Genomic DNA, 26,999 nt, shown 5'->3' with positions numbered 1-26,999 from the left:
GTCTCCTTCGCGTTACCGCGCCGGGTCGCGGCGCAAGGGAATAGCCTACTCGGCTCCCGCACCCCGCATCGACCCGACCGGTGCGGCCGCGCGCGTCACTCCCGACCGAGATCGCGGTGACGGACCGTGACGGCGACGCCCGGCACCGACGCGAGCCGTCGGGCCAGTTCCTCGGCCACCGCCACCGAACGATGGCGGCCTCCCGTGCAGCCCACGGCCACCGTGGAATGGCTCTTGTTCTCGCGCTGGTAGCCCTCGAGCACCGGCTTCAGCGCCGCGGTGTACGCATCGAGGAACTCCTCCGCGCCCTCTCGGGACAGAACGAACTCGCTGACGGGCGCATCCTTCCCGGTGGAGTCCCGCAGCTCGTCGATCCAGAACGGATTGGGCAGGAACCTCATGTCGGCCACGAGATCCGCGTCGGACGGGAGACCGTACTTGAAGCCGAAGCTCATGATGGTGAGGCGGTGCCGGGCCGCCCCCTCCTCGGCGAACAGGTCCGTGACCGTGGTCGCGAGCTGATGGATGTTGAACGCCGACGTGTCGATCACGATGTCGGCGGCCTCGCGCAGCGGCGCCACCCGGGCCCGCTCGATCCGGATCCCGTCGAGGAGCGTGCCGTCGCCCTGCAGCGGATGCGGCCGCCGCACCGATTCGAACCGGCGCACGAGCACGTCGTCGGAGGCGTCGAGGAAGAGCACCCGCACGGACCCGTGCTGTCGGAGCGCCCGTGCGACGCCGGGGAAGTCGTCGAAGAGGTTGCGGCCTCGCACATCGACGACCGCAGCGACCCGCGGCAGCGCGGCGCCGCCGAGATTCGCCAGGTCGAGGAGCGGACGGAGCATCTGCGGAGGGAGGTTGTCGACGACGTACCAGCCGAGGTCCTCCAGGGCGTTCGCGACCGTGGAACGGCCCGCGCCCGACATACCGGTGACGATCAGGAACTCGCCCTGGTCGGCGGCGCTCATGACTCCCCTTTCGCTCCCGACCAGCCTACCGATCCGCGGGCATGCTCGGCGCCGGGGGCTCCGGGGCCGGTGCGAGCGCCGCCGGAGGGGCCGCGGCGTCCTCCGGCGACGGATCGGCAGGTGCCGACCGCGTCGTGGCGAGATGCGTGTGGATGCTCTGCGCCAGCGCGGGACCGATACCGGTGACCTCCTGGATCTGCGACGGTTCCGCCCGACGCAGAGCGGCCACCGACCCGAAAAGCCGCAGCAGCGCCCGGATGCGGGCGGCGCCAAGGCCGGGCACCTCCGCCAGGACCGTAGTGATGTCGCGCTTGCGCTTCTTGCGCTGGTGCGTGATCGCGAACCGGTGCGCCTCGTCCCGCAGGCGCTGCAGCAGGTACAGCGCCTCGCTGGTCCGCGGCAGGATCACCGGGTAGTCGTCGCCCGGGAGCCAGATCTCCTCGAGCCGCTTGGCGATGCCGGCCAGCCCGATCTCGGTGTGCCCGGCGTCGCGCAACGCCCGCGCCGCGGCTTCCACCTGCGGCCGCCCGCCGTCCACGAGGAGAAGCTGCGGCGGATACGCGAAGCGCGGCCGCCGTCTCCCCTGCGGCGCCTCGACCTCCGCGGCGTCCGCGGTCTCCAGGGCATCGGCCGGGGGCGCGCCGGGGGCGAGCGGCTCGCCCTCCGGGGCGTCCAGATGGGCGAGCCGACGGCGCAGCACCTGGTAGATCGAATCGGTGTCGTCCGTCGTCTCGGGGATGCCGAAGGATCGGTACTGGTCCTTGCGCGGGAGCCCGTCCTCGAAGACGACCATGGAGCCGACGACGTTGGTCCCGCTCAGATGGGAGATGTCGTAGCACTCGATCCGCAACGGCGCCTCGGTCAGTCCCAGCGCCTCCTGCAGGTCGGTGAGTGCCTGGGTGCGCGTGACGTAGTCGCTGGACCGCTTCATCTTGTGTCGCAGGAGAGCCTGCTGGGCGTTGACGGTGGCATTGCGCATGAGCTCGGCGCGCTGGCCGCGCTGCGCGACCGCGATCTCCACCTTCCGACCGCGGCGATCGCGCAGCCACTGCTCGAGCTCCGAGACGTCGTCCGGGAGGGACGGCACGAGGACACGGCGCGGCACGGCGTCCCCCTCCGCCTCGCCGTAGGCACGCTGCAGGACCTGATCCACCAGGTCCCCGCCGCTGATGTCGATCTCCTTCTCCACCGTCGAGGCGCGGACGCCGCGGACCCGGCCGCCACGGATCACGAAGTGCTGCACCGCCGCGGAGAGCTCGTCCTCCGCGATCCCGAACAGGTCCGCGTCCTCGTCCTGGGGAAGCACGAGGGCGCTCTTGCCGAGCACGGCCTCGATCGAGGCGAGCTTGTCCCGGAACCGCGCGGCGTTCTCGTAGTCCATCGCCGCCGACGCCTCGCGCATGCGCCGGGTGAGCTCCCGGGTGAAGCGCTCGTCACCGCCCTCCATGAACGCGATGAAGTCGTCCACCATCGCCCGGTGCTCCTCGATCGTGACCGTCATCGAGCACGGCCCGCCGCATTTTCCGATCTGCCCGGGGAAGCAGGGCCGCCCCGTCTGCATCGCCCGGCGGTAGCTGGCGTCGCTGCACGTGCGGATCGGGAACGCCTTGATCATGAGGTCGATCGTCTCGTGGACGGCCCACACCTTCGGGTACGGGCCGAAGTACCGCGCACCGGGGATCCGACGGTTGCGGGTGACCAGGACCCGCGGGGCCTCGTCGCCGAGCGTGACCGCCATGAACGGATAGGACTTGTCGTCCTTGTACCGGACGTTGAAGGGCGGATCGAACTCCTTGATCCACATGTACTCGAGTTGCAGCGAATCCACGTCCGTGGGCACGACCGTCCACTCGACAGAGGTGGCCGTGGTGACCATCCGCCGGGTGCGTTCGTGCAGCGTCCGCAGCGGCGCGAAGTAGTTCGACAGCCGTTGACGGAGGTTCTTCGCCTTACCGACGTACAGCACGCGCCCCTGGGCGTCGCGGAAGCGGTACACACCGGGGTCGGTCGGGATCTCCCCCGCCCGCGGCTTGTACGGGAGCTCTTGCGCCATCAGCTCGCCTTGCGCTCGGACACCGGCTCCCTGCGCTTCACCGCCCGCGGTGCCGATGCGCGGCCCGCGCGCCCCTCGGGCTGCAGGATCTCCGCCAGGAAGCGACCGGTGTGGCTCTCGTCCACCTTCGCGACCTGCTCGGGGGTGCCGGTGGCGATGATCTGCCCGCCGCCGGAGCCGCCTTCGGGGCCGAGGTCGATCACCCAGTCGGCGGACTTGATCACATCGAGGTTGTGCTCGATCACGATCACGGTGTTGCCCTTGTCCACCAGCCCGTTGAGCACCTCGAGGAGCTTGCGCACGTCCTCGAAGTGCAGACCCGTCGTCGGCTCGTCGAGCACGTAGATGCTGCGGCCGTTGCTCCGGCGCTGCAGCTCCGTGGCGAGCTTGACCCGCTGCGCCTCGCCGCCGGAGAGCGTGGTCGCCGACTGACCCAGACGCACGTAGCCGAGACCGACGTCCACGAGGGTGCGCAGGTACCGGTGGATCGCCTGGATCGGCTCGAAGAACTCCGCGGCCTCCTCGATCGGCATCTCCAGGACCTCGGCGATGTTCTTCCCCTTGTAGTGGACGGCAAGAGTGTCCCGGTTGTAGCGCTTGCCGTGGCAGACCTCGCAGTCGACGTACACGTCGGGGAGGAAGTTCATCTCGATCTTGATGGTGCCGTCGCCCGAGCAGGCCTCGCAGCGACCGCCCTTGACGTTGAAGCTGAAGCGGCCGGGGAGGTACCCGCGCACCTTCGCCTCGGGCGTCTCGCTGAAGAGGGTGCGGATCCGGTCGAACACGCCGGTGTACGTCGCCGGATTGGACCGCGGCGTGCGCCCGATCGGGGCCTGGTCGACGTGGACCACCTTGTCGAGATTGTCCAGCCCGGTCACGCGGGTGTGCTTGCCGGGCACGGTGCGCGCTCCGTTGAGACGCGCCGCGAGGACCTGATAGAGGATGTCGTTTACGAGCGACGATTTGCCGGATCCGCTGACGCCGGTGACCGCCGTGAGCACTCCGAGCGGGAAGTCCGCCGTGACGCCGCGCAGGTTGTTCTCGCGCGCACCGACCACACTGAGCATCCGCTTGCGGTCGATCCGGCGCCGCTGGGCCGGCGTCGGGATCTCACGGCGCCCCGCCAGATAGTCACCGGTCATGGAGTCGGTGTCGCCGAGCAGTGCCTCGTAGGGCCCGGAATGGACGACGACCCCGCCGCCGACGCCCGCGCCGGGACCGATGTCGACGACCCAGTCGGCCGCCTCGATCGTCTCTTCGTCGTGCTCCACCACGATCAGCGTGTTGCCCAGGTCGCGGAGGGTGAGCAGCGTCTCGATCAGACGGCGGTTGTCGCGCTGGTGCAGCCCGATCGAGGGCTCGTCCAGCACGTAGAGCACGCCGGTGAGCCCGGAGCCGATCTGGGTCGCCAGGCGGATGCGCTGAGCCTCGCCTCCGGAGAGCGAGCCCGCCGACCGACTGAGGTTCAGGTAGGACAGACCGACCTGAAGCAGGAAGTCCAGCCGCAGACGGATCTCCCGCAGCACCTGGGCGGCGATCTTCGCCTCTCTCGGCGTGAGCTCGAGCCGCTGCATGAACTGCTGCGCCTCCGCGAGGCTGAGGTGCGAGACCTCCGCGATCGAGTGCCCGTGCACCTGGACCGCCAGGACCTCGGGCTTGAGCCGGTCGCCGTTGCAGACCGGGCACGGGACCTCACGGAGGTACTCGCCCCACCGACCGCGCTGTGTGTCGCTCTCGGCCTGCAGATACTGCCGCTCGATGTACGGCACCACGCCCTCGAAGCCCGAGGAGTACCGCATCTCCCGCCCGTAGCGGTTCTTCCACTTGACGGTCACCTTGTAGTTGTCGCCGCGCAGCACCGCCTCCTTGACATCGGAGTGGAGCTCGCGCCACGGCGTGTCGAGCGAGAAGTCGAGGTCGCGGGCGAGACCCTCCAGAAGCCGCTCGTAGTACTGGAAGAGGCCCTTGCCCTGCGTGGTCCAGGGCAGGATGACGCCCTCGCGGATCGAGAGCTCCTCGTCACCGAGCATGAGATCGACGTCCACCGACATCCGTGTGCCGAGACCCGAGCATGCCGGGCAGGCGCCGAACGGGGCGTTGAACGAGAACGTGCGCGGCTCGATCTCGGTGAGGGTGATCGCGTGGCCGTTCGGACAGGCCAGCTTCTCCGAGAACGACTGCCATGCGGCGTCGCCGCTCTCGTCGACGAAGTTGACCTGCATGACGCCGCCCGCCAGAGACAGCGCGGTCTCGACCGAGTCCGTGACACGCCCGAGGATGTCCCCCGAGGCCACGAGGCGGTCGACCACGACCGCGATGTCGTGCTTGTAGCTCTTCTTGAGCGTCGGCGGCTCGGAGAGCTGGATCATCTCGCCGTCGACGATGGCGCGGGCGTAGCCCTTGGCGCCGAGCTCGCGGAAGAGGTCGACGAACTCGCCCTTCTTCTGCGAGACGACCGGCGCGACGATCTGATAGCGGGTGCGCTCAGGCAGCTCCATGAGCTGATCGGCGATCTGCTGCACCGTCTGACGCTGGATCCGCTCGCCGCACTCCGGGCAGTGCGGGACGCCGATGCGCGCCCACAGCAGACGCATGTAGTCGTAGATCTCGGTGATGGTGCCGACCGTCGAGCGAGGGTTGCGGTTCGTCGACTTCTGGTCGATCGACACCGCCGGGCTGAGCCCCTCGATGAAGTCGACGTCGGGGCGGTCCACCTGCCCGAGGAACTGACGGGCGTAGGCGCTCAGCGACTCGACGTAGCGACGCTGGCCCTCGGCGAAGATCGTGTCGAACGCGAGACTGGACTTGCCTGATCCGGAGAGACCGGTGAAGACCACGAGCGAGTCCCGCGGGATCTCGAGGTCGACGTTCTTGAGGTTGTGCACGCGGGCACCGCGGACACTGAGTTTTCCTGGGCTGGCGACGGGAACAATGGGCACCCGACAAGTTTAGGAGGGGCCACCGACATCGGCTCCGCGAGCGGCGGAACCCCGGCGCATCAGATGCGTCGTCGCCGTCGCGACGACGAGCAGCAGCGCTGCCCCGAGCGGCGCGAGCCAGGCCGTGTCCGCCGCACCGGCCTGCGGGAGCAGCGCCGCCGTGGCCGCGACGGGCTGCGCGATCGCCTGGATCACGACGAAGCGCCGCAGCACGGGCCGGAGCAGGCCCGGCGCGATCCGTGAACCGGCGGGGATCGTCAGCGACAGTGCTGCCAGCACGTGGATCGCATGGACGAGCAGGACCGCGAGCGCCGTGCGGCCCGGCGACGGCGCGGTGAGCAGCACGCCGATCGGAAGGCAGGCCGCGCCCGCCCACGCCGCGAACGAACGCGGAAGAACCACCGACACGGACGCTGCCGCGACGGCCACCGCCTGCCAGACGATGAACGGGGTGAGGGCGAGGACTCCCGCCGTCGTGACCAGGAGCACCAGCAGCCGAGGGACGATCCCGGGAATGCCGCGCGGGACGCGCAGTTCGTGCGCCCGTCTCCTCATCGTCGCCCCCGCCCGGCCCCGGCGCGACCGTGCGCGGCGACGGCCCGCAGGGCGGCGTCGGCACCGTCGTCGTTCCACGCCACGACCTCGACCCCCGCGCCGCGCAGGTCCGCCATCACGTCCTGACGCTCGGCGAGCAGCGTGCGCACCGCGACCGTCTGCTCGGCGGTCAGCCGCGACGTGTCCGGCTCGGGGAGGACGTCGACCGCGACCACCGCGTGGCCGCCCGCGCGCCAGCGCGTGGCGATCTCCGCGGCCGCCCCGTCGAAGAACGTCGACAGCACGAAGACGATCGATCCGCTCCCGATCGGGGGCGTGCGCCGGAACCGTGACCCGTCCCCGCTCGCCCCCGTCCCGGCGATCACACCGCGGAGGCGCGCGAGATGACGGGCGCCGGAACCGCTGCGGACGGCCCGTCCGCCCGGGGCCAGGACGTGGAAGGCGACCCGGTCGCCGGTCTCGACCGCGCACGTCGCCAGTGACAGGGCGGCCTCACGGGCGAGGTCCAGGGACGTGACACCGCTGCGCTCCCGGTCCGGCGTGCCCCAGGAGGCGACGACCGCGCCCAGATCGTCGGCGGTGTCCATCGCGATCACGACGGCGCTGTCGCTCAGCGCCTGCGTGCGGCGGACGAGCAGGTCCCCGGGCCTTCGGGCGGCCCGGGCCGTCGCACGCCAGTCCACGCGGCGGAGCTCGTCCCCGGGTGCGAACGGGTGGATGTCCCGGAACTCGCCGCCCTGACCGATCCGCGACCCTTCGTGCGCACCATGGAGCCCTGTCAGCCGGACGGACGTCGGGAGCCGGTCGAGCCGTCGCGTCCGCGGCGCCGCCTTCCAGGTCAGGCTCCCGGCCGGGACGACCTCGCTCACCCAGGCGCCGTCGGCCGTGACCGCGCGTGCGGTCAGGCGGAGCAGTTCGATCGGACCGGAGTGACTCAGCCGGCTCCGCGACCGCAGCACGCCGGTGCCGGGCGCCACGTCGACGGTCCCGCTCCTGCGCCCGTCCTGATCCACGGCGAACTGGACGGCCTCCGCGTCGGCCCGTATGTCGACGGCGACGTGTACCTCGGCCGCGTCCGCGGCGCGGGCGCTGAGGCCGACGTCGATGCGACCCGCCGCCGGCCGCCGCCACTGCGCCCAGGCCGCCGCGAGCGCGAGCGGCGTCGAGACCGCGACGACATCCCCCCGTGAGGCGGCGAGCCCGACCGCGGCGAGCAGCACCGCGCCGATGATCCCGAGCGGCACCACCGGTGTCTGCCGCCAGCGCAGGGGCACGCGGACGGTGACGCGTTCGGCGGGGCCGGACGACTCAGCCGGGTCGGGGGAAGCGCCCCGCGCGGTCCGCGGACCCCGGCGGAGGCCGGTCACAGCGCGGCGCCCACGGTCGGCGGCACCGGGGTCTGCGCGAGCGCCGCGGTCACGACCGATGCGGGGTCGGTGCCCTGCGCCCATGCCTGGGGTGTCAGAGTGAGGCGGTGCGCGAGCACCGGGACCGCGATGCGCTTGATGTCGTCGGGGCGGACGTATCCCCGTCCGTCGAGGGCGGCGAGGGCGCGTCCGAGGAGCACGAGCGCCTGTGACCCGCGCGGGGAGGAGCCGACGGCGACCGGGGCCGCCTCACGCGTCGCGCGTGTGAGCGCGACGCCGTACCGGACCACGTCCGGATCAACGTGGATCCGCTCGACGGCCTCCTGGATCCGACGGAGCCCCGCGCCGTCGATCACGGGCTCCACGACGGTGTCCGGGCGTCCTCGACGGACCCGCTCCAGAATGATGTCCGTCTCGGCGTCGGGCGTCGGATACCCGACCGACAATCGCACCATGAACCGGTCCAGCTGCGCCTCGGGCAGCGCGTAGGTCCCCTCGTACTCGACGGGGTTCGCGGTGGCGATGACGTGGAACGGCTCCGCCAGCGGGAACCGCCTGCCCTCGACCGTGACCTGACGCTCGGCCATGGCCTCGAGCATCGCCGATTGCGTCTTGGGCGTCGTGCGGTTGATCTCGTCGGCGAGCAGCACACCCGTGAAGATCGGGCCCGGACGGAACTCGAAGTCCGTCGAGCCCGGGACGTACACGAAGGATCCCGTGACGTCGCCGGGCAGCATGTCGGGCGTGCACTGGAGACGGCGGAAGTCCAGTCCGAGCGCGGCCGCGAGGCTCCGCGCGGCGAGGGTCTTGCCGAGACCGGGCACGTCCTCGAACAGCACGTGCCCGCCGGCGAGGATCGTCGCGAGCGCGACGGACAGGGGCTCGTCCATCCCCACGACGGCGGTCCGCACGCCGGCGAGCACGCGCCGCCCGACCTCCGCGACCTCGTCCACGTCCGGCGCGGGTGTCTCATCGTGATCGGTCATGTCCATCGTCCTCTCGGTCGTGTCGTTCATCTGCGGCGGCCGGCGCAAGCCGGTCGACCGCGTCGAGGATCCGACGCAGGTCGTCGCGACGGACCTCCTTCGCAGTGAGGGCCTTCCGCAGGTCCTGCCCCAGCAGGGCGTCGATCCGGGCCGCCGAGGCCGGATCGTCCAGATCGAGGCCCCGGCGGGACAGCCGCCGACGGACGACCCTCTGGACGCGACGCACGATCGCGTGTCCGGCGACTCCCGTACGGGGATTGATGGACCACGCGAGCCGGGACACGTCAGAACCGACGACCGGCCGTTCGGGTTCGGCGGGAGGCCACGTCCCGGTGTCGTCGAAGACCGTCCGCCGGGCGACGACGACCCCCGCGGCGACGAGCAGGAGCCATGCGATCGAGAATCCCCACGGCGCGCCCAGCGTGACGAGCACCGCCAGCACCGGGATCGCAAGGGCGACGCCGACCAGCACGGGCCCGATCCGGGCCCTCATCGCCACGCCTCCTCGATACGGCGGAGCAGCCGCGCGGCCTCCGTGCGATCGCGCTCCGATGCCGTCGCCCCGCCGAAGCGAACGCCCTCGTACAGCCGGAGCAAGGCGGTCACCTCGGGAGCCGATGCGCGATGCCGAGAGAGGATCCGCACCGCCAGCTCTCCCGGGGTCTCGGACGCACCACGGGGCTGCCCCGCCCGTGCAGCCGTCTGCTCCAGCCCGACCCACGCGGCGACGATCGCGTCGTCGGGGCGTCCGATCGCCGTGATGGCGTCCAGGGCTCCGGCGATCCCGGCGCGCACCACGGGGGCGTCGGCCGCCGGGTCGGATGCGTCGGGGGCGGGCATGGCGTCCTGCAGCTGCACCCCCGCCCGAACGCGCAAGGGGCGATCGCGCCATAGTCGTCGGAGGAGGACGACGAGCACGGCGATCAGCAGAGCGGCGAGGGCGATCGCGACGAGGATCCCGAGGACGACGCCGAGCCAGGCCAGCGCCGCGGGATCCTGATCGCGGACGTCCGGCGGCGCGGTCCCCGCATCGATCGAGGGCGGCGGAGAGGGCGTGACCGCGCCGGCACCCTCGAACAGCAGCGGACCGAAGACCGGCCGCCCCTGCAGTGCCGCGAAGGCCATCAGCACCAGGATCAGCACCACCAACGCCGATCCGCCGGCGACCGTGCGACGCGCCTCGATTCCCCTCGTGGGTCGCGTGTCGTCGCGGCGCATATGCCCCACCCTAGGTCACCGCCGCTCTCGCCCCCGGTTCTCCACAGGCGACGCCCGGAGACGGATACCGCGGGCTCAGAGCGTCACGGCACCGGCATACGGCGCCAGACCGTCGCGGACGGCGGCGGCGTCGTGGGCGGAGATACCCAGCCGAGCGAGGACCTGACCCGGGACCGCCAGCGCCCGCTCGCGCAGTGCCCGGCCGGCGGCCGTGAGGCCGATGTCGAGGCGCCGCTCGTCCGCGGAGCTCCGGACGCGCTCCACCAGTCCGTCCGCCTCCAGACGCTTGACGAGCGGGGACGCCGTGGCCGGATCCATCGCGAGCTCGGTGGCCAGCTCGCGCAGCGTCCTCGGCGCCTGCTCCCACAGCGCGAGCATGACGAGGTACTGCGGGTGCGTCAGGCCCAGCGGCTCGAGGATCGGTCGGTAGATGGCCACGACGTTGCGCGCGGCGGTGACCAGGGCGAAGCACAGCTGGTTCTCCAGTCGCAGCATCTCTTCCGGCGTCGGTTCCTCCATGGCGTCGATGATACCTCGCACACAAATCATTAGTACACTAAGCAGTATGAACGACACCCCGGATCCGAGCCCAGCCCCCCGTCCGCCGCTGCGGACGAGGATCCGCGAGGCAGGCGGCCTCTACGCGTGGTTCAACACGAACCTCATCCGGTTCGCCGGCCCGGCGTCGGTCGGCCCGTACGAGGCGACGCCTCCTCCGTCCGACGCGGAGCGGGCACAGCGCGCCTGCCCGCTGTGCGGCGCTCCGATGACCTCACACGAGATCGACCGATCGGGCCCCAAGCCGCTGATGCACTGCCCCTGACCGGCCCGCGTCTCCTCACCGGTCGCCGTCGTCGCTGCCGTCGGGCCCGCGCGAGGGCGCCGCGTTGTCCTCACGGGCGGCGTCGATCCAGAACATCAGCTCCGCGTCCCCGAACCCGGTGGTGTCGACATCGAGCCACCGGGTCCCCATGCTGCGCGCGCCCATCACCGCCACACGAGCCTCCGGACGCGTGACGAGCTCTTCCCCGTGCTCGTCGCTCAGCCGGACCAGGAGGACTCCCCCGCGGCGCGCGCCGACCAGGATCCGGTCGTTGACCATGAAGACGCGGCTTCCGAACATCCGCTTCTCCTCGAGCGTCGGCTCGTCGGCCAGCAGCGCCCGCACGCGATCCGCAAGCTCGGTCCCCGCCGTATCCATGCCGTGCTCCCGTCGCTCGACCGCCGGCTCAGGCGTGTCCTGCCCGTTCCATGGCCCGCAGCTCCTTCTTCAGATCCTGCACCTCGTCGCGAAGCCGGGCGGCCAGCTCGAACTTCAATTCCGACGCCGCCGCGAGCATCTGGTCCGACAGGTCGGCGATGGTCGCCTCGAGCTGCTCCGCCCCCTCGGCGGCGATCCCCTCGCGACGCAGGTTCGGAGTGGGCGACTTGCCCTTCCCGCTCCTGCCCGCCCGCCCGCCGCGCCCGGACAGCATCTCGGCGGTGTCCGCTCCCTCGCGGGCCAGCACCTCGGTGATGTCGGCGATGCGTTTGCGCAGCGGCTGCGGATCGATGCCGTGGGCCGTGTTGTACGCGATCTGCTTCTCGCGGCGCCGTTCGGTCTCCTCGATCGCGTTGCGCATGGAGTCGGTCATGTTGTCGGCGTACATGTGCACCTCGCCCGACACGTTTCGGGCGGCACGGCCGATGGTCTGGATGAGCGACGTCCCCGAACGGAGGAAACCCTCCTTGTCGGCGTCCAGGATCGCCACCAGCGACACCTCGGGCAGATCCAGGCCCTCCCGCAGGAGGTTGATGCCGACCAGCACGTCGTACACCCCGGCGCGCAGCTCGGTCAGCAGCTCGACGCGACGCAGCGTATCGACGTCGGAGTGCAGGTAGCGCACCTTCACTCCGTGCTCGCCGAGGAAGTCGGTGAGCTCCTCCGCCATCTTCTTCGTCAGGGTCGTCACGAGCACGCGCTCGTCACGCTCCACCCGCAGGCGGATCTCCTCCAGAAGATCGTCGATCTGGCCCTTGGAGGGCTTCACCACGATCTGCGGGTCCACGAGCCCCGTCGGGCGGATGATCTGCTCCACGACGCCGTCGGCGACGCCCATCTCGTACTTGCCCGGCGTCGCCGAGAGGTACACCGTCTGGCCGATCCGCTGCGTGAACTCGTCCCACCGCAGCGGGCGGTTGTCCAGGGCGCTGGGAAGGCGGAAGCCGTGATCCACCAGTGTGCGCTTGCGCGACGCGTCCCCCTCGTACATCGCGCCGATCTGCGGCACGGTCACGTGCGACTCGTCGATGACCAGGAGGAAATCGTCGGGGAAGAAGTCCAGCAGCGTGTGCGGCGGCTCGCCCGGCTCGCGACCGTCCATATGGCGCGAGTAGTTCTCGATCCCGGAGCAGAAGCCGAGCTGCTGCAGCATCTCCAGGTCGAAGGTCGTCCGCATCCGCAGTCGCTGCGCCTCCAGCAGCTTGCCCTGTCGCTCGAGCTCCGCGAGCCGCTGGGCGAGCTCCTCCTCGATCGAACCGATCGCACGCTGCACGACGTCGGTGCCGGCCACGTAGTGCGACGCGGGGAAGATCGGCACGGCGTCGAGCCTCTCGATGATCTCGCCGGTGAGCGGGTGCAGCGAGTACAGCGCCTCGATCTCGTCGCCGAAGAGCTCGATCCGGATGGCGTGCTCCTCGTACACCGGGATGATCTCGATGGTGTCGCCGCGCACCCGGAAGTTCCCCCGGGAGAAGTCCACGTCGTTGCGGTTGTACTGCATCGAGATGAACTGGCGGATCAGCGCATCGCGGTCGTATCGCTCCCCCACCTGCAGCGCCACCATCGCGCGGAGATACTCCTCGGGCGCACCCAGTCCGTAGATGCAGGACACCGTCGACACGACCACCACGTCGCGCCGCGACAGCAGGGAGTTCGTCGTCGAGTGCCGCAGCCGCTCCACCTCGGCGTTGATCGAGGAGTCCTTCTCGATGAAGGTGTCCGTCTGCGGGACGTAGGCCTCGGGCTGGTAGTAGTCGTAGTACGACACGAAGTACTCGACCGCGTTGTGCGGCATCAGCTCGCGGAACTCGTTCGCGAGCTGGGCCGCCAGGGTCTTGTTGTGGGCGAGGATCAGCGTCGGGCGCTGGACCTGCTCGATCAGCCACGCGGTCGTCGCGGACTTTCCCGTGCCGGTGGCGCCGAGCAGGACGACGTCCGTCTCGCCGGCGTTGATCCGGGCCGCGAGCTCCGCGATCGCCTGCGGCTGGTCGCCGGAGGGCGCGTACTCGCTGACGACCTCGAAGGGCCGGACGCTGCGGGTGGGTTGCATGACTACCAGCGTAGGCGGGGCCACCGACACGCGGGCCGGACGGCCGTTCATCCGCACAGCGGTCCGGCGTCCGCCGCCGTCGCGGCCTAGAGTGAGGGCGTGATCGAGTTCGTGATCGGCTCCAGCCTGGCCGCGGCAGCGGGCCTCAACGCCTGGATGCCGCTGTTCCTGCTCGGTCTCGCCGACCGCCTCCTGCCCGCGGTCGCTCTGCCCGCAGGATGGACCTGGCTGTCCAGCGACATCGCGCTCTGGGTCATCGGCGCGCTGCTGCTCGTGGAGATCGTGGCCGACAAGATCCCGGCCCTCGACTCCGCGAACGACGTCCTGCAGAGCATCGTCCGCCCCGCGGCGGGAGGCATCGCCTTCGGCGCCGGGTCGAACGCGCAGACCGTCGCCGTCGACGATCCCTCGACGTTCTTCTCGACCAACGCGTGGGTGCCCATCGTGGCCGGCATCGCCATCGCCCTCGTCGTGCACGCGGTCAAGGCCACCACCCGGGTCGCCGCGAACACGGCGACCGCCGGGATCGCGGCCCCCGTTCTCAGCACCTCGGAGGACGCCGCCTCCTTCGCGCTCGCCGCCGCGGCGATCGTCGTTCCTCTCCTCGCCGCCCTGCTGCTGATCGGCCTGATCGTCGGCGCCGTCGTCCTCGTCCGACGCGCCGCACGCCGCCGACGGCGGCGGTCCGCGGACGCGGCGCCGCCGGTCACGCCCGCGTGAGGCGCTCCCACAGGCGGTCGGCCTGACGACGGGTGTCGTCCAGGGAGCCGGTGGTGTCGATCCGCACGTCCGCGATGGCTCGGCGCGCCTCGTCCGAGACCTGCGCCGCGATCCGGGACCGGGCGGCCTCCCTCGTCATCCCCCGCTCGGTGACGAGACGCTCCTCCCGCACTTCCGCGGGGGCGTCGGCGACCACGATCAGGTCCCAGGAATCGTCCGCCCTGGCCTCCACGAGCAGCGGCACGTCGTAGACGACGAGCGCGCCCGGATCCGCGGCGAGGGCCCGCTCGAACCGGCGGTGCGACTCGTCGCGGACCGCGGGGTGCACGATCGCGTTCAGGTCGGAGAGCGCCGCGGGGTCGTCGAAGACCATCGCTCCGAGCGCAGCGCGGTCGAGCGAGCCGTCGGCGGCGATGACCTCCGGACCGAACCTCTCGGCGATGCGGGCGAGCACGGGCGAGCCGGGGGCTTGGACCTCCCGGACGATCGCATCGGCGTCGATCACGACGGCGCCGTGCTCGGCCAGACGAGCGGCGATCGTGGACTTCCCCGAGGCGATCCCGCCGGTGAGCGCGATGAGCGGCATCCCGCCAGTCTTCCACAGCGTGCGGGACCGTCCGGCCGTGGTCAGCGCGACGCGCCCTCCCGCGCGTCCTCCCACCGGAATCGCCCGCCCGCCGCGGCGAACTCGGCGGCCACGGCGTCGCGCAGCTCCGCGTCCGCCAGGTAGTCCGCCGCTGTCGCGGCCAGACCGACCGCGGCATCGGCGAGGGCGGCGAAGGCCGGCTCCCGGATCGTCTGGGCGGCGAAGGCGGCGTTGTGGGGATGGACGTCGTCCGGGCCGCCGAGACCGATCGAGGGGTGCAGCGAGGGGACGTAGCGACTGACGTTGCCCATGTCCGTGGACGGTCCGCCCTGCGCGGCGACGGGCGGAGACGGCGGCACCTCCCGACCGAGGCGGCGCACGGCGTCCGCCCATCGTCGCGTCAGCGCCAGGTTGGGCTGCAGCGGGAGGTACGGAGGAACCGGGTCCACCTCGATGTCCGCGTGGGTCCCCGTCGCGAGCCCGGCCGCCTCCAGCACGGCCACGACGCGGTCCGTGAGGACGCGCAGCGTCTCGATCTCCGCCGAGCGCACGTAGAAGAGCGCCGAGGCGCGCTCCGGCACGACGTTCGGGACGGCGCCGCCGTCGGTGATGATGCCGTGCAGCCGATCCGTGGGGAGGATGTGCTGACGCAGCTGCGCCACGCCCTGGTAGGCCGTCACGACCGCGTCGAGGGCGTTGCGGCCCAGCCACGGGGCGCCCGCCGCGTGCGCGGCCCGCCCGCGGTACGTGACGGCGACCCGGCGCACACCCGTCGTCCTCGGCCCGAGGACCGGCGACGTGCGTGCTCCCGCGGCGGGATGCACCATGCCCGCGGCGTCCACCGCGTCGAAGCCGCCGGCGCGCAGGACGAGCTCCTTGCCGCCCCCGTTCTCCTCCGCGGGAGCGCCGATGAGCGACAGGCGCGCACCGAGGCGCTCCGCCACCGGCGCGGCGGCGAGGAACGCCCCGACCGCCGTCGCCGCGATGATGTTGTGTCCGCACGCGTGGCCCACCCCGGGTAAGGCGTCGTACTCGGCGATCACCGCGAAGTGCGGACCCGACCCCCGGCCGACGGTCGCCAGGAATGCGGTGGGCACGCCGAACGCGCCGACCTCGACCGCACGGCCGTGGCTCTCCACGAGCTCGACGATCCTCGCGACCGACCGCTGCTCCTCGAATCCGATCTCGGGATCCTCGAAGAGCGCCGTCGCGAGCGCGCGGAGATCCGGGGCGAGGTCCGCCACCGAGCGACCGAGCTCCGCGTGCACCGCGTCGCCCGCGCCGGCGAACGACGAGGTCTCGGCAACGGGCTCGGGCACGACCGGAGCCACGACGTGGCGCTGCTGCCATTCCAGGTAGGCGGTCAGGTCGCCCTCGACCCCGGCCGTCACAGCGCGACCGTTCGGCCGTCCGGCGTGCGCAGGGTCAGCCGGAAGCCGGCGGGCCGCCCCTCGACGACCTCGGCGAGCGCCCCGTCCTCGAGCCCCAGAGCCTCGTGGATCGCCCGCAGGGGCGCGGGGTCCGGCTCCACCCGCTCGAACGAGACGACCTCGATCGTCGGGATGTCGCTGAGGCCCGGCTGCTCGGTGCTCCCCCAGTCGATGAGGAACGGGGATGCGTACCCGCCCGCGCCGCCGCCCCGGGTCAGCCGCCACTCCAGCAGTTCGCCGTCGGGCCGGCGCCGGGACAGCTCCCAGATCTCGCCGGGGTCGAAGCCGCGCGCACGGGCGCCCTCCACCGTCGTGTCGATGTCCTCCGGATGGACCGCGTACGTCACGACGGCCGGCCCGCTCAGCGCGTCGATGCCGAACGTCGTCGGGGGCGCGGAGTGGTCGAGCGACGGATCCGGCCCGATCAGCTCGATGTAGTGCGGGGCGCGGCGCCCCTCGACGGTGAGCGCCACGAGCGCGTTGGCGGTTCCCGTGGGGTGCGCCCCGCCGGGCGCCGCGGCGACGCCGGTGCGCTCGGCGAACCAGGAGACGAGACCGGCGAGGTCGGGGCCGGCGATGACGATGTGATCGAGCTGTGCGGGGATGCTCACGGCGTCTCCTCCTTCTCAGGGGTGTTCCGGCGGGCGGGGACCTCGGGTTCGCCGAGGGAGAGCATGAGGCGGTTGGCCCAGTTGAAGAAGGCGGCGCCGCCGATCACGTCGAGGATGTCGGCGTCGTCGAGTCCGGCATCGCGCAGTCGCGCGAGGTCCGGCGCGCCGAAATCGAGCGGGGTCCCGGCCAGCGTCACGGACGCGGCGACGACCGCGTTCCACCGCTCGTCCCCCAGGTCCGCAGCCACGCCCTCGTCGAGAAGGCGCTGCACGTCGGCGCCGCGGTCGGACTCGCGGGTCGCCGCGGCGGCATGCACGGACGCGCAGAAGACGCATCCGTTGCGGCGCGAGGTCGCAGCGGCCGCGAGCTCCCGCTCCGCACGGCCGATCCCGCCGTCCGTGTTGTAGAAGATGTCGAGATCGGTGAGCGTCCGCGCCTTGAGCGCCCCGGGGTCCCGCGCGAGCAGCCGGAAGTAGGGCATCGAGGCGCGCCGGGGCTCGATGAGGGCGTCGCGCTGGACGTCGGTGAGGTCCGCCTCCGGGACCGGGGCGAGCCAGGGCACCCACCCGAGGCCCTCCTGGGTGAAGCCATGGGGTCGCCTGAGCTCGGGATACTCCGTGACGAGGGCGCCGGGGTCCTGTGCGCCGGCGGCGGTGTCGGTCATCGCTGTGCTCCTTCGAACGAGGGGACGACGTCTCCGGCGCCGTCCGTCGGGTGCTCGCGCACCGCGCGGATCCCCCAGGCCAGCCGGAGCTGGAAGCTCAGGAAGGCGACGAGCTGTGACAGAGTGACGATGTCGTCGGCGCTCCATCCCGCATCGACGAGCGCCTGCAGAGCCGGCGCGCCGGCCTCGCGCGGACGCAGGACGAGCAGGTGCGCGTGCGTCAGTGCCGCCGCGAGCCGGACGCCGAACTCCGGCGCCGCGGTCCACGGATCGACGGGCTCGTCCTCTCCCCTCAGCCCCGGCTCCCGGTACACGCCGACCGGTCCGCGTCCGCCGGCGCCGTCCGCCGCAGCGGCGATCGCGGCAACCAGCCCCGGGGCCTCGTCGCCGAGCAGATCCGCGTAGAACTCCGCTGCCGATCCGAACCCGTGCAGGCGCGCCACGAATGCCGCGACCGCATAGCGCTCGGCGAGCGGGAAGGTCCCGGGCTCGGCCGGTTCCAGCAGCGCCTCGAAGCTGCGCTGCGCGTTCTCCCGTGCCTGGGGACGTCGTCCGCGCAGTTCGTCGAGCGCGCTTCCCGGGGTCACGCCCGCGAGGAGGTCGATGATATCGGCGCTCATGCCTCGCCGCCTCGGGTCGCCGCGGCGAGATGGAGGCCGCGGAGGTCCTGCGCGGCGGTGTCCCCGACGGCGTAGCCGAGACGCGGCGCGACCTCGGTCGCCAGAAGCTCCAGCGAGCGCAGCGTCAGCTCGTGGCCGGGGTCGACCGAGTGGACCTGGAACGACACGTCCGTCGAGGCGCCGATGGCCTGGTCCGCCTCGAGGGAGGCCACGACCTCGTCGACGGTGCCGATGTGGGTGTCGGTGATCCGGATCAGCTCGTCGACGCCGAGCCCGTCCGCGTCCACGCCGTGGAGGGCCGTCGCCAGACGCCGCAGCCGCGGCGCGGCGTGCTCCCGCACTCGCGTCCTGTCCGCCTCGTCCACCACGACGGCGGTGCGCGAGGCGAGCACCCGGAACGGCGCCCCCGCCGGAAGGCTGTCGCGGTGGGCCTCGATGATGGGCAGCTGCAGCTCGTGCAGCGGGAGGTCGGCGGCGTCCCCCGGCCGGGGCTGCGTCCGTGACAGGAGCAGCCCGTCGCCGTCGGTCCCTGCCCGGACCCCGCCCTCGACGGAGAACGTGGCCTGCCAGATCCGGCGGTCGAGCCCGTCGGCGGCCGGATAGATCCGTGCGTCCGTCCCGCGGACGCCGCGGCCGGCCAGCGCGTCCCGGAAGACCGCCGCGTGGTCCGCGAAGATCTCCCGCCGCTGCGCGGAGTCGCGCCCGAACGGCGCGAACGACGACGGCGTCCCCCCGGAGGCGATCCCCAGCTGCACCCGCCCGCCGCTCAGGGCGTCGAGCACGCTCGCGTCCTCCGCCGCCCGGAGCGGGTCGTCGATCGGGAGGGTCAGCACACCGGTGGCCAGGCCGATCCGGGACGTGCGCTGCGCCGCAGCGGCAAGGAGCACGAACGGCGACGGGAGCCCGCCCTCGTCCGCGCCGAAATGGTGCTGCGCGAGCCAGGCGGAGGCGAAGCCGTGCCGCTCGGCGAGCTCGATCTGCTCCAGGGCGAACCGGTACCGGTCGGCGGCGTCGGCGTCCTCCAGCAGACGGGTGAAGAAGCCCAGACGGGGCGTGGTCATGCATCCTCCTTGACGAACAGGTTGGCGGCGGAAAGGACGGGCGGCGCGGACGGCGCTTCGGGACGGAGGGCGGCACCGGGGATCGCGTCGATGAGACGGCGCGTGTATGCGTGCTCCGGGCGATCGAAGACCCGCCCGGTCGGTCCGTGCTCGACCTGCCGCCCGCGCTGCAGGACGGAAACGGTGTCCGCGATCTGACGGACGACGGCGAGGTCGTGCGAGATGAAGACGTACGTGAGGGCGAGCTCGTCCTGAAGGCGCGCGAGGAGCCGGAGGATCTGCGCCTGGACCGTGACGTCGAGGGCCGAGACGGCCTCGTCGAGCACGACCAGCTCGGGCTCCAGGATCAGCGCCCGCGCGATCGCGACCCGCTGCCGCTGTCCTCCGGACAGCTCGGACGGACGACGCGCCGCGATCTCGGCTGGAAGCGCGACGAGCTCGAGATGGCGTGCCACGCGCTCCTCGCGATCCGCGCGGTTTCCGATCCCGAAGTTCTCCAGCGGCTCCGCGAGCGTGCGGCCGATCGGGCGACGCGGGTCCAGGGACGCGTAGGGGTTCTGGTAGACGAGCTGGGCGACGCGGCGGAAGGCCCGCCGGGCGCCACGCGCCGACCCCAGCGCCGTGACCTCCGTCCCGCCGACGAGGATGCTCCCGGCGGACGGCCGGTTGAGCCCCGCGATGCTGCGGCCTGTCGTCGTCTTCCCCGACCCCGACTCGCCCACGAGGGCGTGCGTGGTCCCGCGTGCCACCGTGAAGGACACGTCGTCCACGGCGACGAAGGGCTCCCCGCGCCCGGAACGGTACTCCTGACGGAGTCCGCGGACCTCGACGAGCGGCGGTTCGCCCGGCGCAGGCTCGTGGGCGCGCCGTTCCACGACCCTGGCGAGCGAGGGCGCGTCGGCGAGGAGGGTCCGAGTGTACTCCGCCCGGGGCTGCCCGAGGACGACGCGCGAGACGCCCGTCTCCTCGATCCGGCCCTGCCGCATGACGACGAGGGAGTCGGAGTGGTCGGCGGCGACCGCGAGGTCGTGCGTGATGAACAGCACGCCGCTGCCGGATTCGCGGCGCAGCCGGTCGATCAGGTCCAGCACTTTGCGCTGCACGGTGACGTCCAGGGCGCTCGTGGGCTCGTCGGCGATGATCAACTCCGGTTCGAGTCCGAGCGCCGCGGCGATCAGCACGCGCTGACGCATGCCGCCCGACAGCTCGTGCGGATACTGCCGCGCGCGCCGCTCCGGGTCGTCGATGCCCACCTTGTCCAGCAGCTCGATCACCCGGGCGCGGATCCGCGCCCCGTCCTTCCAGCCGTGGATCCGCAGCGCCTCGGCCACGCTCGCGCCGATCGTGGCGACCGGGTTTAGCGAGGTCCCCGGGTCCTGCGGGATGAGCGCCACGCAGCGGCCGCGCAGATGCCGCCACCGTCGCTCGGGGAGACCGACGAGCTGGGTGAGGCCGTCGGTGCGCTCGTTGAGCGCGATGCTCCCGGCGGTGATCCGCCCGTTCCCGGCGAGCAGTCCGATCACCGACTGGGCGACCGTGGACTTGCCCGACCCCGACTCGCCCACGAGCGCGGTCGTGCGGCCCGCCTCGACGTCGAAGGAGACGCCGTCGACGGCCGTGAACTCCCCTCGTCCTGTGCGGTAGGCCACCGCGAGGTCCCGGATCTCCAACAGGGCGCGGGTCATGCTCCTCGGCCTCCTCGGATGACGGCGCTGAGCCGGTTGGTGGCGAGCACGACGAGGGCGACGACCGCGCCGGGCAGCACCGTCAGCCACCAGGCGGTCGCGACGTAGTCCCGTCCCTCCGCGATCAGCAGCCCCCACTCGGGCGTGGGCGGCGGCGCACCGTAGCCGAGGAAGCCGAGGGTCGAGATCTGGAGGATCGCGGAGCCGAGCTGCAGCGCCGCGAGCGCGATGACAGGCGTGAGCGAGTTCGGCAGGATGTGGCGGACGAGCACGGATCCGAAGCTCCCTCCGGATCCGTATGCGGCCTCCACGAACTCGGCTCCGCGCACGCTCACGACCTGCGAACGCGCGAGACGGGCGAACACGGCGATGGAGGTGACGCCGACGGCGATCGCGGCGTTCGTGGTGCCGAAGCCGAGCAGGATGACGACGCTCAGCGAGAGCAGGAGGCCGGGGATCGCGAGCAGGACGTCCACGAACCGCATGAGCAAGTCCTCCAGCGCTCCGCCGACCGCACCGGCCGCCACGCCGATGGCCGTGCCGGCGACGAGTCCGACCAGGACCGCGACGACCGCGCCCACGATCGACGCCGATGCGCCGTGCACGACACGGGTGAAGAGGTCTCGTCCGGTGGCGTCGGTCCCGAACAGGTGCTCCAGGCCGGGCGGCTGCAGCGCCGGACCGACCGACGCCGTCGGACTCCCGGCCGCGAAGACCCCTGGCAGGAGCGCCCAGGCGAGGGCGACGAGGAGGACGAGCACGGGCAGGATGACGCCGGGGCGCAGCACCGCGGGCCGCGTCGCGGCGTCGCGCCTGCCGGGGCGACCGGTCCCGCGATCGACCGTCGTGACGGGTACGGATGTCATCGGACGACCTCCGTCTCGGGCACGGCCTCGACCGGCGATGTCGGAACCGGACGTGCGATGCGCGACCGACCGGGGCGGCTCGTGCGCAGGCGCGGGTCCAGCAGCGGATAGAGGAGATCCACGACGAGGTTGATGACGACGAAGACGACCGTGGAGAGCACCACCACCGCGAGCAGGACCGGGGTGTCGCGGTTCGCGACCGCCTGGGCGGTGAGCTGGCCGACCCCGGCGCGTCCGAACACGGTCTCGGTCACGACCGCGCCGCCCACCAGCTCGCCGAAGAGCAGACCCGCCATGGTGAGCGTGGGGAGGAGGGCGTTGCGCGCGACCGTCCGCCACAGCAGCCAGGACGTGCTCGCTCCGCGGGCGCGCACGACGGTGACGAAGGGCTGGTCGCGCACGTCCTCGATGCTGCGCATCAGTACCTGGGCGAGCGGGGCGGCGATGGGGATCGCCAGCGTCGCCACCGGCAGGATGAGCGCCTGGACCGGGTTCGCGCCGATCACCGGGACGAGGCCGAGACGGAACGAGAAGACTTGCACGAGGACGATCCCGACCCAGAACACCGGAAGGGACACCAGCAGCGGCGGGATCGCGTGGAAGATCCGCCGCAGCCACCGGAAGCCTCCGTACGTCGCCGTGAACGCGATGGTCACCGCCAGGAACACCGCCGTCGCCAGCCCGGCCACGGCGAGGATCAGCGTGGACGGCAGTGCCGTCGCGAGCAGCGCCGCCACGGACGCCCCGCTCTGCACCGAGAAGCCGAACTCGCCGCGGAGGAATCCCAGCGTCGAGTCCGCGAAGCGCTCGACCAGGCTGCGATCCGCGCCGTACGCGGCCCGGATCTCGGCGAGCTGCTCCGCGGAGAGCCCCAGTTCCGGAGAGCCGTACCGTGCGAGCACGGCATCCCCCGGCAGCGCGGCGAGCAGGAGGTACGCCAGCGTGTAGGTGAGAGCGAGGACGAGCAGCGCCTGCCCGACCCGCCTCAGGATGTACGCCATGTGCCGTGCCTGCCCGCGGTCAGCGGTCGAGCCACGTCGAGTAGAACGACGGGCGGCCGACCGACTCGGTGGCGAAGTCCTGCACGCCGGCCCTCAGACCGAACACCTGGGGCTCCTCGAAGATCGGCAGGAAGTACGCCTGCTCGGCGATGCGCTTCTGCGCCGCCTCCGACGCGGCCTGGCGCGCCTCCACCGAGGGAGCGGACGCGATCGCGGACAGGAGCGCGTCGAGCTCCGGGTCGCCGATCGAGTCGTCCGTGTTGTCCCGGTTCAGGAGCGTGTTTCGGTTCCCGCCGAAGAACTGCGACTTGAGCACGTCGAAGTCCGCGCGTCCGACCATCGAGTGGTACACCTGGATCGTGTCGGCGGACAGGGACGCCTCGGTCTGCGCCGCCTGGTCGCCGGCGAAGAGCTGGACGTCGATCCCGAGCTCGCCCAGCTGCTCCTGGACGAGCGTCACGACCTCCTTGGAACGCGGCTGCGGCAGCGCCTCGTTGAAGGTCAGGCTCAGGCGGACGCCGTCCTTCACGCGCACCCCGTCGGCTCCGGCCTTCCACCCGGCCTCGTCGAGGAGGGCCGCGGCGCGCTTCGGGTCGTACGCGTAGTACTCGGAGGTGTCGACGTACCCCAGAGCCGTCCGGGCCAGGGCCCCGGTCGCGAGCGGGTAGCTGTCGGTGAACAGGGTCTCCACGATCGCCTCGCGATCGACGCCCGCGATGATCGCCTGGCGCACGCGGATGTCGGAGAGCACGGAGTTGCGGAAGCGGAGGCTGAACCCGTTGTTCACGCCGTTCGTGGTGGCGGCGTGCAGGCTCAGGCCGTCGGCCGCGAACTGCGCCTCGTCCGGCGCGTCGATCTGTCGGGCGACGTCGGCCTGCCCTGCGACGACCGTGCCCACGCGGACGCTGCTCTCCCCCGCGACGACGACGTGCACGCCGTCGAGGAGGGCGCGGCCCTGGTGCGCGAGCGACGGCGGAGCCCAGTCGTAGTCCTCACGGGCCGTGAGGGTGAGCTCGGTGCCGATCTTCTCGTCGGCGACGACGAACGGTCCCGAGCCGATCACCGTCGTGGCGTTTCCCGGGCCGAACTCCTCGTTCGTCTTGTCCAGGGTCGCGTTCGACAGCAGACCGGAGTTGATCGTCGAGACGGCCTGCGCGAAGCCCGGCGCAGGAGCCGTGAAGTGGAACCGGACGGTGTGCTCGTCCACGACCTCGCCGCGGTCGTAGTTGTTGATCGCCTCGGACACCGTGAGGGCGCGGCTCGGGTCGCCCTTGCCGAACAGGTCGAGGTTGCGCACGACGTTCTCCGCGTCGAGCGGGGTGCCGTCGGAGTAGGTGACGTCGTCGCGGATCGTGAACGTGTACTCCGTGGAGTCGGCGTTCACCTCGGGCAGGGCCGTGGCGATCCACGGCTCCAGCTCCAGCGTCTCCGGGTTCTGGTACAGCAGCCGGTCGGTGATGTTGTTGACGACTCCACCGTTCGGGTAGAAGCCCGCCGCCGGCGGGTACAGGGTGGTCCAGGTCTGCGGCTCCAGATACGTGAGGGTGCCGCCCGCGCCCGGTTCCTCGCTGCCGCCGGAGCCTGCGGAACCGCTGGAGCACCCGGCCATGAGCGTGGCGACCACGGCGAGCGCTGCGAGCGAGCGGAGTACGCGGGCGGGACGGGACATGGGGTCTCCTCTGGGGATGGACGTGCCGGGTGAGAGCGACAGTCCACCACGCTGCGGCCCCCTTCGTCGGCGGGGCAGTCACATACCGTCACGCCGCTTCACACAGCGTCATCGGACGTCATTCACGGCGTCATATGTCGCCGGCGCGGCCCCGTCCAAAAGACGTTCACGGCCCGGTCGTCGGTCGCGTCGGAGACGCGGAACGGGCCGCCACCCGCGCCGTGAGGCGGGGTGACGGCCCGTTCGGAACCGAAGCGGTCGGTATTACGCGTTGCCGCCCGAGAGCTTCTCGCGGAGAGCCGCGAGAGCCTCGTCGTCGGCGAGCGTGCCGGCGCCGGTCGACTCGCTGGAGAACGTCTGTCCCCCGAAGTCGTCGCCCGCGGCGGCCTCGGCCTCGGCGGCCTTGAGCACCTGGGCCTTGTGCGCCTCCCAGCGCGCCTGCGCGGCGGCGTACTCCTGCTCCCAAGCCTCGCGCTGGGCGTCGAAGCCTTCCTTCCACGCACCGGTCTCGGCGTCGAAGCCCTCCGGGTACTTGTACTCGCCGTTCTCGTCGTACTCGGCGAGCATGCCGTACAGCGCCGGGTCGAACTCGGTGCCGTAGGGGTCGACCGACTCGTTGGCCTGCTTCAGCGACAGCGAGATGCGGCGACGGTCGAGGTCGATGTCGATGACCTTGACGAACACCTCCTCGCCCACCGAGACGACCTGCTCCGCCAGCTCGACGTGCTTGCTGGAGAGCTCGGAGATGTGCACGAGGCCCTCGATGCCGTCCGCGACGCGGACGAACGCGCCGAACGGGACGAGCTTGGTGACCTTGCCCGGGGTGACCTGGCCGATGGCGTGGGTGCGGGCGAAGACCTGCCACGGGTCCTCCTGCGTCGCCTTCAGCGACAGGGAGACCCGCTCGCGGTCGAGGTCGACCTCGAGGATCTCGACGGTGACCTCCTGGCCCACCTCGACGACCTCGGAGGCGTGCTCGATGTGCTTCCAGGACAGCTCGGAGACGTGCACGAGGCCGTCCACGCCGCCGAGGTCCACGAACGCACCGAAGTTGACGATCGAGGAGACGACGCCCTTGCGGACCTGACCCTTGTGCAGGTTGTTGAGGAACGTGGTGCGCGACTCGGACTGCGTCTGCTCGAGCAGAGCGCGGCGCGAGAGCACGACGTTGTTGCGGTTCTTGTCGAGCTCGAGGATCTTGGCCTCCAGCTCCTGCCCGAGGTACGGCGTGAGGTCGCGGACGCGGCGCAGCTCGATGAGCGAGGCCGGGAGGAAGCCGCGCAGACCGATGTCGACGATGAGGCCGCCCTTGACGACCTCGATCACCTGGCCGGTGACGACCCCGTCGTTCTCCTTGATCTTCTCCACGTCGCCCCAGGCGCGCTCGTACTGGGCGCGCTTCTTGGACAGGATCAGGCGGCCTTCCTTGTCCTCCTTCTGGAGAACGAGGGCCTCGACCTGGTCGCCGACGGCGACGACCTCGTTGGGGTCGACGTCGTGCTTGATGGAGAGCTCGCGCGAGGGGATGACGCCCTCGGTCTTGTAGCCGACGTCGAGCAGGACCTCGTCGCGGTCGATCTTGACGATCGTGCCCTCGATGATGTCGCCGTCGTTGAAGAACTTCAGGGTCTTCTCGACCGCGGCCAGGAAGTCCTCGGCAGATCCGATGTCGTTGATCGCGACCTGCTTGGCGGCCGTGGCGGTCGTTGCGGTAGTCATGTAGTGGGTAGTCCTTGTAGATGGATGATCGGGCCCCGGGGCTCCGTCGACATGCATGACGGAAGATCGCTCCGAAGCGGATGGTTATGGGATTGCGCGTCACGCACATGCGGACGGATCCCCACGGGTGACACTTCAGGCTATCAGATCGGAACCCTCCGTGGGCGACGCCCCTGTCGCCCGCGCTCGACGCCCTCGCGCCTGTGGATAACCCGGACGACGCTTCGTCGCGCAGATAGCGTGAAACGGTGACCCCTGAGCACCTCTCCTCCCGTCGGCGCCGCGCCCGCGTCGCCCTCGTCGCGATGGCTGTCGGCGGCGCCATGGCCCTCGGCGGCTGCGCCCCGACGCCCGCGCCCGACCCGACGCCGACGCCCCTGTTCGCGTCCGAGGAGGAGGCGTTCGCCGCCGCCGAAGCGACCTACCGCGCGTACATCGACGCGGCTAATCGGGAGCGCACTGGGGACCGCACGGCCGACCCGCAGGCCTTCCTGCGGGGCGAAGCACTCGAAGCCAACATCGAGAGCAGACGGAAGTTCAAAGAGCGTGGGCTGACTATCAAGGGTGACACAGAGGTCAAGTACGTCGAAGGCCAGAACCCTCCTGCACGCGCCACCGACACTGTGACTATCGACGTCTGCGTCGGCGTCGGCGAAAGTCAGGTCCTGGATTCGAACGGAACGGATGTAACTCCTGCCGACCGAGAGCCGTGGTCTCTTCTGTCCGTCGAAATGATGGTCGAGCGCAACGAGCTAGTAATCGTGATGTCCCAGCTCACGGATCACACGTGCTAACCCGTGTTCTAGCGCTCACACTCGTTGCGATAGCAACGTCGGTCGCAACGCCATCCAGAGCGGGAGAAGCCGTGTGTGATGAAATTTCGCTGCATCTCGGTGCCTGCAACGACGGCGACACGATTGATGTTTGGGACGGCTACGAAATACCCGGGCAACCTGAATCCGATTCTGG

Annotated in this window: 25 protein-coding genes; 3 read left to right on the top strand and 22 right to left on the bottom strand. The window is 71.5% G+C overall.

Going from position 1 to position 26,999, the window contains the following annotated elements; genetic code table 11:
- Positions 1-95: 95 nt before the first annotated feature.
- From rapZ to V6R91_RS16095, 9 genes are all read right to left on the bottom strand, one after another.
- Positions 96-968 (bottom strand): RNase adapter RapZ, encoded by an 873-nt coding sequence (rapZ, locus tag V6R91_RS16135; protein WP_067244737.1) that lies wholly within the window; start codon positions 966-968, stop codon positions 96-98.
- A gap of 25 nt (positions 969-993) precedes the next feature.
- Positions 994-3,021 carry an excinuclease ABC subunit UvrC gene (gene uvrC, locus V6R91_RS16130; protein WP_336396081.1) on the bottom strand — a complete coding sequence of 676 codons (2,028 nt, stop codon included), beginning with the start codon at positions 3,019-3,021 and terminating at the stop codon, positions 994-996.
- Entirely contained in the window at positions 3,021-5,960 is a 2,940-nt protein-coding gene (gene uvrA / locus V6R91_RS16125; protein WP_336396080.1) for an excinuclease ABC subunit UvrA, read from the bottom strand. Before uvrA ends, uvrC begins: the two co-directional genes overlap by 1 nt.
- Before the next feature lie 9 nt (positions 5,961-5,969).
- Positions 5,970-6,515: a hypothetical protein gene (locus V6R91_RS16120; protein WP_336396079.1), complete on the bottom strand. Its 546-nt coding sequence runs from the start codon at positions 6,513-6,515 to the stop codon at positions 5,970-5,972.
- Complete coding sequence (locus V6R91_RS16115) at positions 6,512-7,789, bottom strand: DUF58 domain-containing protein (protein ID WP_336396078.1); 1,278 nt, start codon at positions 7,787-7,789, stop codon at positions 6,512-6,514. Before V6R91_RS16115 ends, V6R91_RS16120 begins: the two co-directional genes overlap by 4 nt.
- 89 nt (positions 7,790-7,878) lie before the next feature.
- A complete protein-coding gene (locus V6R91_RS16110; protein WP_336396077.1) occupies positions 7,879-8,868 on the bottom strand; it encodes an AAA family ATPase in 990 nt (329 codons plus the stop codon).
- The gene (locus V6R91_RS16105) at positions 8,852-9,361 is read right to left on the bottom strand and encodes a hypothetical protein (RefSeq protein WP_271061245.1); all 510 of its coding nucleotides are present in this window, start codon (positions 9,359-9,361) and stop codon (positions 8,852-8,854) included. The genes V6R91_RS16110 and V6R91_RS16105 overlap by 17 nt, the downstream gene beginning before the upstream one ends.
- Positions 9,358-10,086: a DUF4129 domain-containing protein gene (locus V6R91_RS16100; RefSeq protein ID WP_336396076.1), complete on the bottom strand. Its 729-nt coding sequence runs from the start codon at positions 10,084-10,086 to the stop codon at positions 9,358-9,360. The genes V6R91_RS16105 and V6R91_RS16100 overlap by 4 nt, the downstream gene beginning before the upstream one ends.
- 75 nt (positions 10,087-10,161) lie before the next feature.
- Entirely contained in the window at positions 10,162-10,605 is a 444-nt protein-coding gene (locus V6R91_RS16095) for a MarR family winged helix-turn-helix transcriptional regulator (RefSeq protein WP_067244147.1), read from the bottom strand.
- 46 nt (positions 10,606-10,651) lie between these two features.
- Between V6R91_RS16095 and V6R91_RS16090 the strand changes: the two genes are divergently transcribed.
- Positions 10,652-10,909 (top strand): hypothetical protein, encoded by a 258-nt coding sequence (locus V6R91_RS16090; protein WP_067244149.1) that lies wholly within the window; start codon positions 10,652-10,654, stop codon positions 10,907-10,909.
- 15 nt (positions 10,910-10,924) lie between these two features.
- Here the strand turns inward: V6R91_RS16090 and V6R91_RS16085 are convergent, their stop codons facing one another.
- Entirely contained in the window at positions 10,925-11,287 is a 363-nt protein-coding gene (locus V6R91_RS16085) for a TfoX/Sxy family protein (protein WP_336396075.1), read from the bottom strand.
- Between the two features lie 28 nt (positions 11,288-11,315).
- A complete protein-coding gene (uvrB, locus tag V6R91_RS16080; RefSeq protein WP_336396074.1) occupies positions 11,316-13,397 on the bottom strand; it encodes an excinuclease ABC subunit UvrB in 2,082 nt (693 codons plus the stop codon).
- Between the two features lie 99 nt (positions 13,398-13,496).
- Here uvrB and V6R91_RS16075 point away from each other — a divergent pair, with 99 nt between their 5' ends.
- A complete protein-coding gene (locus tag V6R91_RS16075; RefSeq protein WP_271061248.1) occupies positions 13,497-14,117 on the top strand; it encodes a DUF4126 domain-containing protein in 621 nt (206 codons plus the stop codon).
- Here V6R91_RS16075 and coaE read toward each other — a convergent pair.
- The 11 genes from coaE to rpsA form a co-directional block, all read right to left on the bottom strand.
- On the bottom strand, positions 14,104-14,703 hold the full coding sequence (coaE, locus tag V6R91_RS16070) for a dephospho-CoA kinase (protein ID WP_336396073.1): 600 nt from the start codon (positions 14,701-14,703) through the stop codon (positions 14,104-14,106). The genes V6R91_RS16075 and coaE overlap by 14 nt on opposite strands.
- 41 nt (positions 14,704-14,744) lie before the next feature.
- A complete protein-coding gene (locus V6R91_RS16065; RefSeq protein WP_336396072.1) occupies positions 14,745-16,094 on the bottom strand; it encodes an amidohydrolase in 1,350 nt (449 codons plus the stop codon).
- Positions 16,091-16,744, bottom strand: coding sequence for a VOC family protein (locus tag V6R91_RS16060; RefSeq protein WP_271061251.1), 654 nt, complete (start codon positions 16,742-16,744; stop codon positions 16,091-16,093). The genes V6R91_RS16065 and V6R91_RS16060 overlap by 4 nt, the downstream gene beginning before the upstream one ends.
- A complete protein-coding gene (locus V6R91_RS16055) occupies positions 16,741-17,409 on the bottom strand; it encodes an alkylhydroperoxidase domain protein (protein ID WP_336396071.1) in 669 nt (222 codons plus the stop codon). The genes V6R91_RS16060 and V6R91_RS16055 overlap by 4 nt, the downstream gene beginning before the upstream one ends.
- A complete protein-coding gene (locus V6R91_RS16050; RefSeq protein ID WP_336396070.1) occupies positions 17,406-18,029 on the bottom strand; it encodes a CMD domain protein in 624 nt (207 codons plus the stop codon). Before V6R91_RS16050 ends, V6R91_RS16055 begins: the two co-directional genes overlap by 4 nt.
- On the bottom strand, positions 18,026-19,090 hold the full coding sequence (locus V6R91_RS16045; protein ID WP_336396069.1) for a putative FMN-dependent luciferase-like monooxygenase: 1,065 nt from the start codon (positions 19,088-19,090) through the stop codon (positions 18,026-18,028). The genes V6R91_RS16050 and V6R91_RS16045 overlap by 4 nt, the downstream gene beginning before the upstream one ends.
- On the bottom strand, positions 19,087-20,775 hold the full coding sequence (locus V6R91_RS16040) for an ABC transporter ATP-binding protein (protein WP_271061501.1): 1,689 nt from the start codon (positions 20,773-20,775) through the stop codon (positions 19,087-19,089). The genes V6R91_RS16045 and V6R91_RS16040 overlap by 4 nt, the downstream gene beginning before the upstream one ends.
- Positions 20,772-21,641 (bottom strand): ABC transporter permease, encoded by an 870-nt coding sequence (locus V6R91_RS16035; RefSeq protein WP_336396068.1) that lies wholly within the window; start codon positions 21,639-21,641, stop codon positions 20,772-20,774. The genes V6R91_RS16040 and V6R91_RS16035 overlap by 4 nt, the downstream gene beginning before the upstream one ends.
- Positions 21,638-22,642, bottom strand: coding sequence for an ABC transporter permease (locus V6R91_RS16030; RefSeq protein WP_271061503.1), 1,005 nt, complete (start codon positions 22,640-22,642; stop codon positions 21,638-21,640). Before V6R91_RS16030 ends, V6R91_RS16035 begins: the two co-directional genes overlap by 4 nt.
- A gap of 19 nt (positions 22,643-22,661) precedes the next feature.
- Positions 22,662-24,311 (bottom strand): TIGR04028 family ABC transporter substrate-binding protein, encoded by a 1,650-nt coding sequence (locus tag V6R91_RS16025; protein ID WP_336396067.1) that lies wholly within the window; start codon positions 24,309-24,311, stop codon positions 22,662-22,664.
- Between the two features lie 264 nt (positions 24,312-24,575).
- Positions 24,576-26,030 carry a 30S ribosomal protein S1 gene (rpsA, locus tag V6R91_RS16020; RefSeq protein WP_067244173.1) on the bottom strand — a complete coding sequence of 485 codons (1,455 nt, stop codon included), beginning with the start codon at positions 26,028-26,030 and terminating at the stop codon, positions 24,576-24,578.
- Between the two features lie 248 nt (positions 26,031-26,278).
- On the opposite strand from rpsA, the gene V6R91_RS16015 reads away from it, so the two are divergent.
- The gene (locus V6R91_RS16015) at positions 26,279-26,824 is read left to right on the top strand and encodes a hypothetical protein (RefSeq protein WP_336396066.1); all 546 of its coding nucleotides are present in this window, start codon (positions 26,279-26,281) and stop codon (positions 26,822-26,824) included.
- Positions 26,825-26,999: the final 175 nt, after the last annotated feature.

The sequence above is a fragment of the Microbacterium sp. CCNWLW41 genome (genome assembly GCF_037083505.1).
This window is presented reverse-complemented; position numbering and strand designations above follow the sequence as displayed.

What these genes read in the sequence shown, in the direction of transcription:
- rapZ (WP_067244737.1), bottom strand. Translation starts at nt 968, where the DNA reads ATGAGCGCCGCCGACCAGGGCGAGTTCCTGATCGTCACCGGTATGTCG.
- uvrC (WP_336396081.1), bottom strand. Translation starts at nt 3,021, where the DNA reads ATGGCGCAAGAGCTCCCGTACAAGCCGCGGGCGGGGGAGATCCCGACC.
- V6R91_RS16120 (WP_336396079.1), bottom strand. Translation starts at nt 6,515, where the DNA reads ATGAGGAGACGGGCGCACGAACTGCGCGTCCCGCGCGGCATTCCCGGG.
- V6R91_RS16110 (WP_336396077.1), bottom strand. Translation starts at nt 8,868, where the DNA reads ATGACCGATCACGATGAGACACCCGCGCCGGACGTGGACGAGGTCGCG.
- V6R91_RS16105 (WP_271061245.1), bottom strand. Translation starts at nt 9,361, where the DNA reads ATGAGGGCCCGGATCGGGCCCGTGCTGGTCGGCGTCGCCCTTGCGATC.
- V6R91_RS16100 (WP_336396076.1), bottom strand. Translation starts at nt 10,086, where the DNA reads ATGCGCCGCGACGACACGCGACCCACGAGGGGAATCGAGGCGCGTCGC.
- V6R91_RS16095 (WP_067244147.1), bottom strand. Translation starts at nt 10,605, where the DNA reads ATGGAGGAACCGACGCCGGAAGAGATGCTGCGACTGGAGAACCAGCTG.
- V6R91_RS16090 (WP_067244149.1), top strand. Translation starts at nt 10,652, where the DNA reads ATGAACGACACCCCGGATCCGAGCCCAGCCCCCCGTCCGCCGCTGCGG.
- V6R91_RS16085 (WP_336396075.1), bottom strand. Translation starts at nt 11,287, where the DNA reads ATGGATACGGCGGGGACCGAGCTTGCGGATCGCGTGCGGGCGCTGCTG.
- uvrB (WP_336396074.1), bottom strand. Translation starts at nt 13,397, where the DNA reads ATGCAACCCACCCGCAGCGTCCGGCCCTTCGAGGTCGTCAGCGAGTAC.
- coaE (WP_336396073.1), bottom strand. Translation starts at nt 14,703, where the DNA reads ATGCCGCTCATCGCGCTCACCGGCGGGATCGCCTCGGGGAAGTCCACG.
- V6R91_RS16055 (WP_336396071.1), bottom strand. Translation starts at nt 17,409, where the DNA reads ATGACCGACACCGCCGCCGGCGCACAGGACCCCGGCGCCCTCGTCACG.
- V6R91_RS16050 (WP_336396070.1), bottom strand. Translation starts at nt 18,029, where the DNA reads ATGAGCGCCGATATCATCGACCTCCTCGCGGGCGTGACCCCGGGAAGC.
- V6R91_RS16045 (WP_336396069.1), bottom strand. Translation starts at nt 19,090, where the DNA reads ATGACCACGCCCCGTCTGGGCTTCTTCACCCGTCTGCTGGAGGACGCC.
- V6R91_RS16040 (WP_271061501.1), bottom strand. Translation starts at nt 20,775, where the DNA reads ATGACCCGCGCCCTGTTGGAGATCCGGGACCTCGCGGTGGCCTACCGC.
- V6R91_RS16035 (WP_336396068.1), bottom strand. Translation starts at nt 21,641, where the DNA reads ATGACATCCGTACCCGTCACGACGGTCGATCGCGGGACCGGTCGCCCC.
- V6R91_RS16030 (WP_271061503.1), bottom strand. Translation starts at nt 22,642, where the DNA reads ATGGCGTACATCCTGAGGCGGGTCGGGCAGGCGCTGCTCGTCCTCGCT.
- V6R91_RS16025 (WP_336396067.1), bottom strand. Translation starts at nt 24,311, where the DNA reads ATGTCCCGTCCCGCCCGCGTACTCCGCTCGCTCGCAGCGCTCGCCGTG.
- rpsA (WP_067244173.1), bottom strand. Translation starts at nt 26,030, where the DNA reads ATGACTACCGCAACGACCGCCACGGCCGCCAAGCAGGTCGCGATCAAC.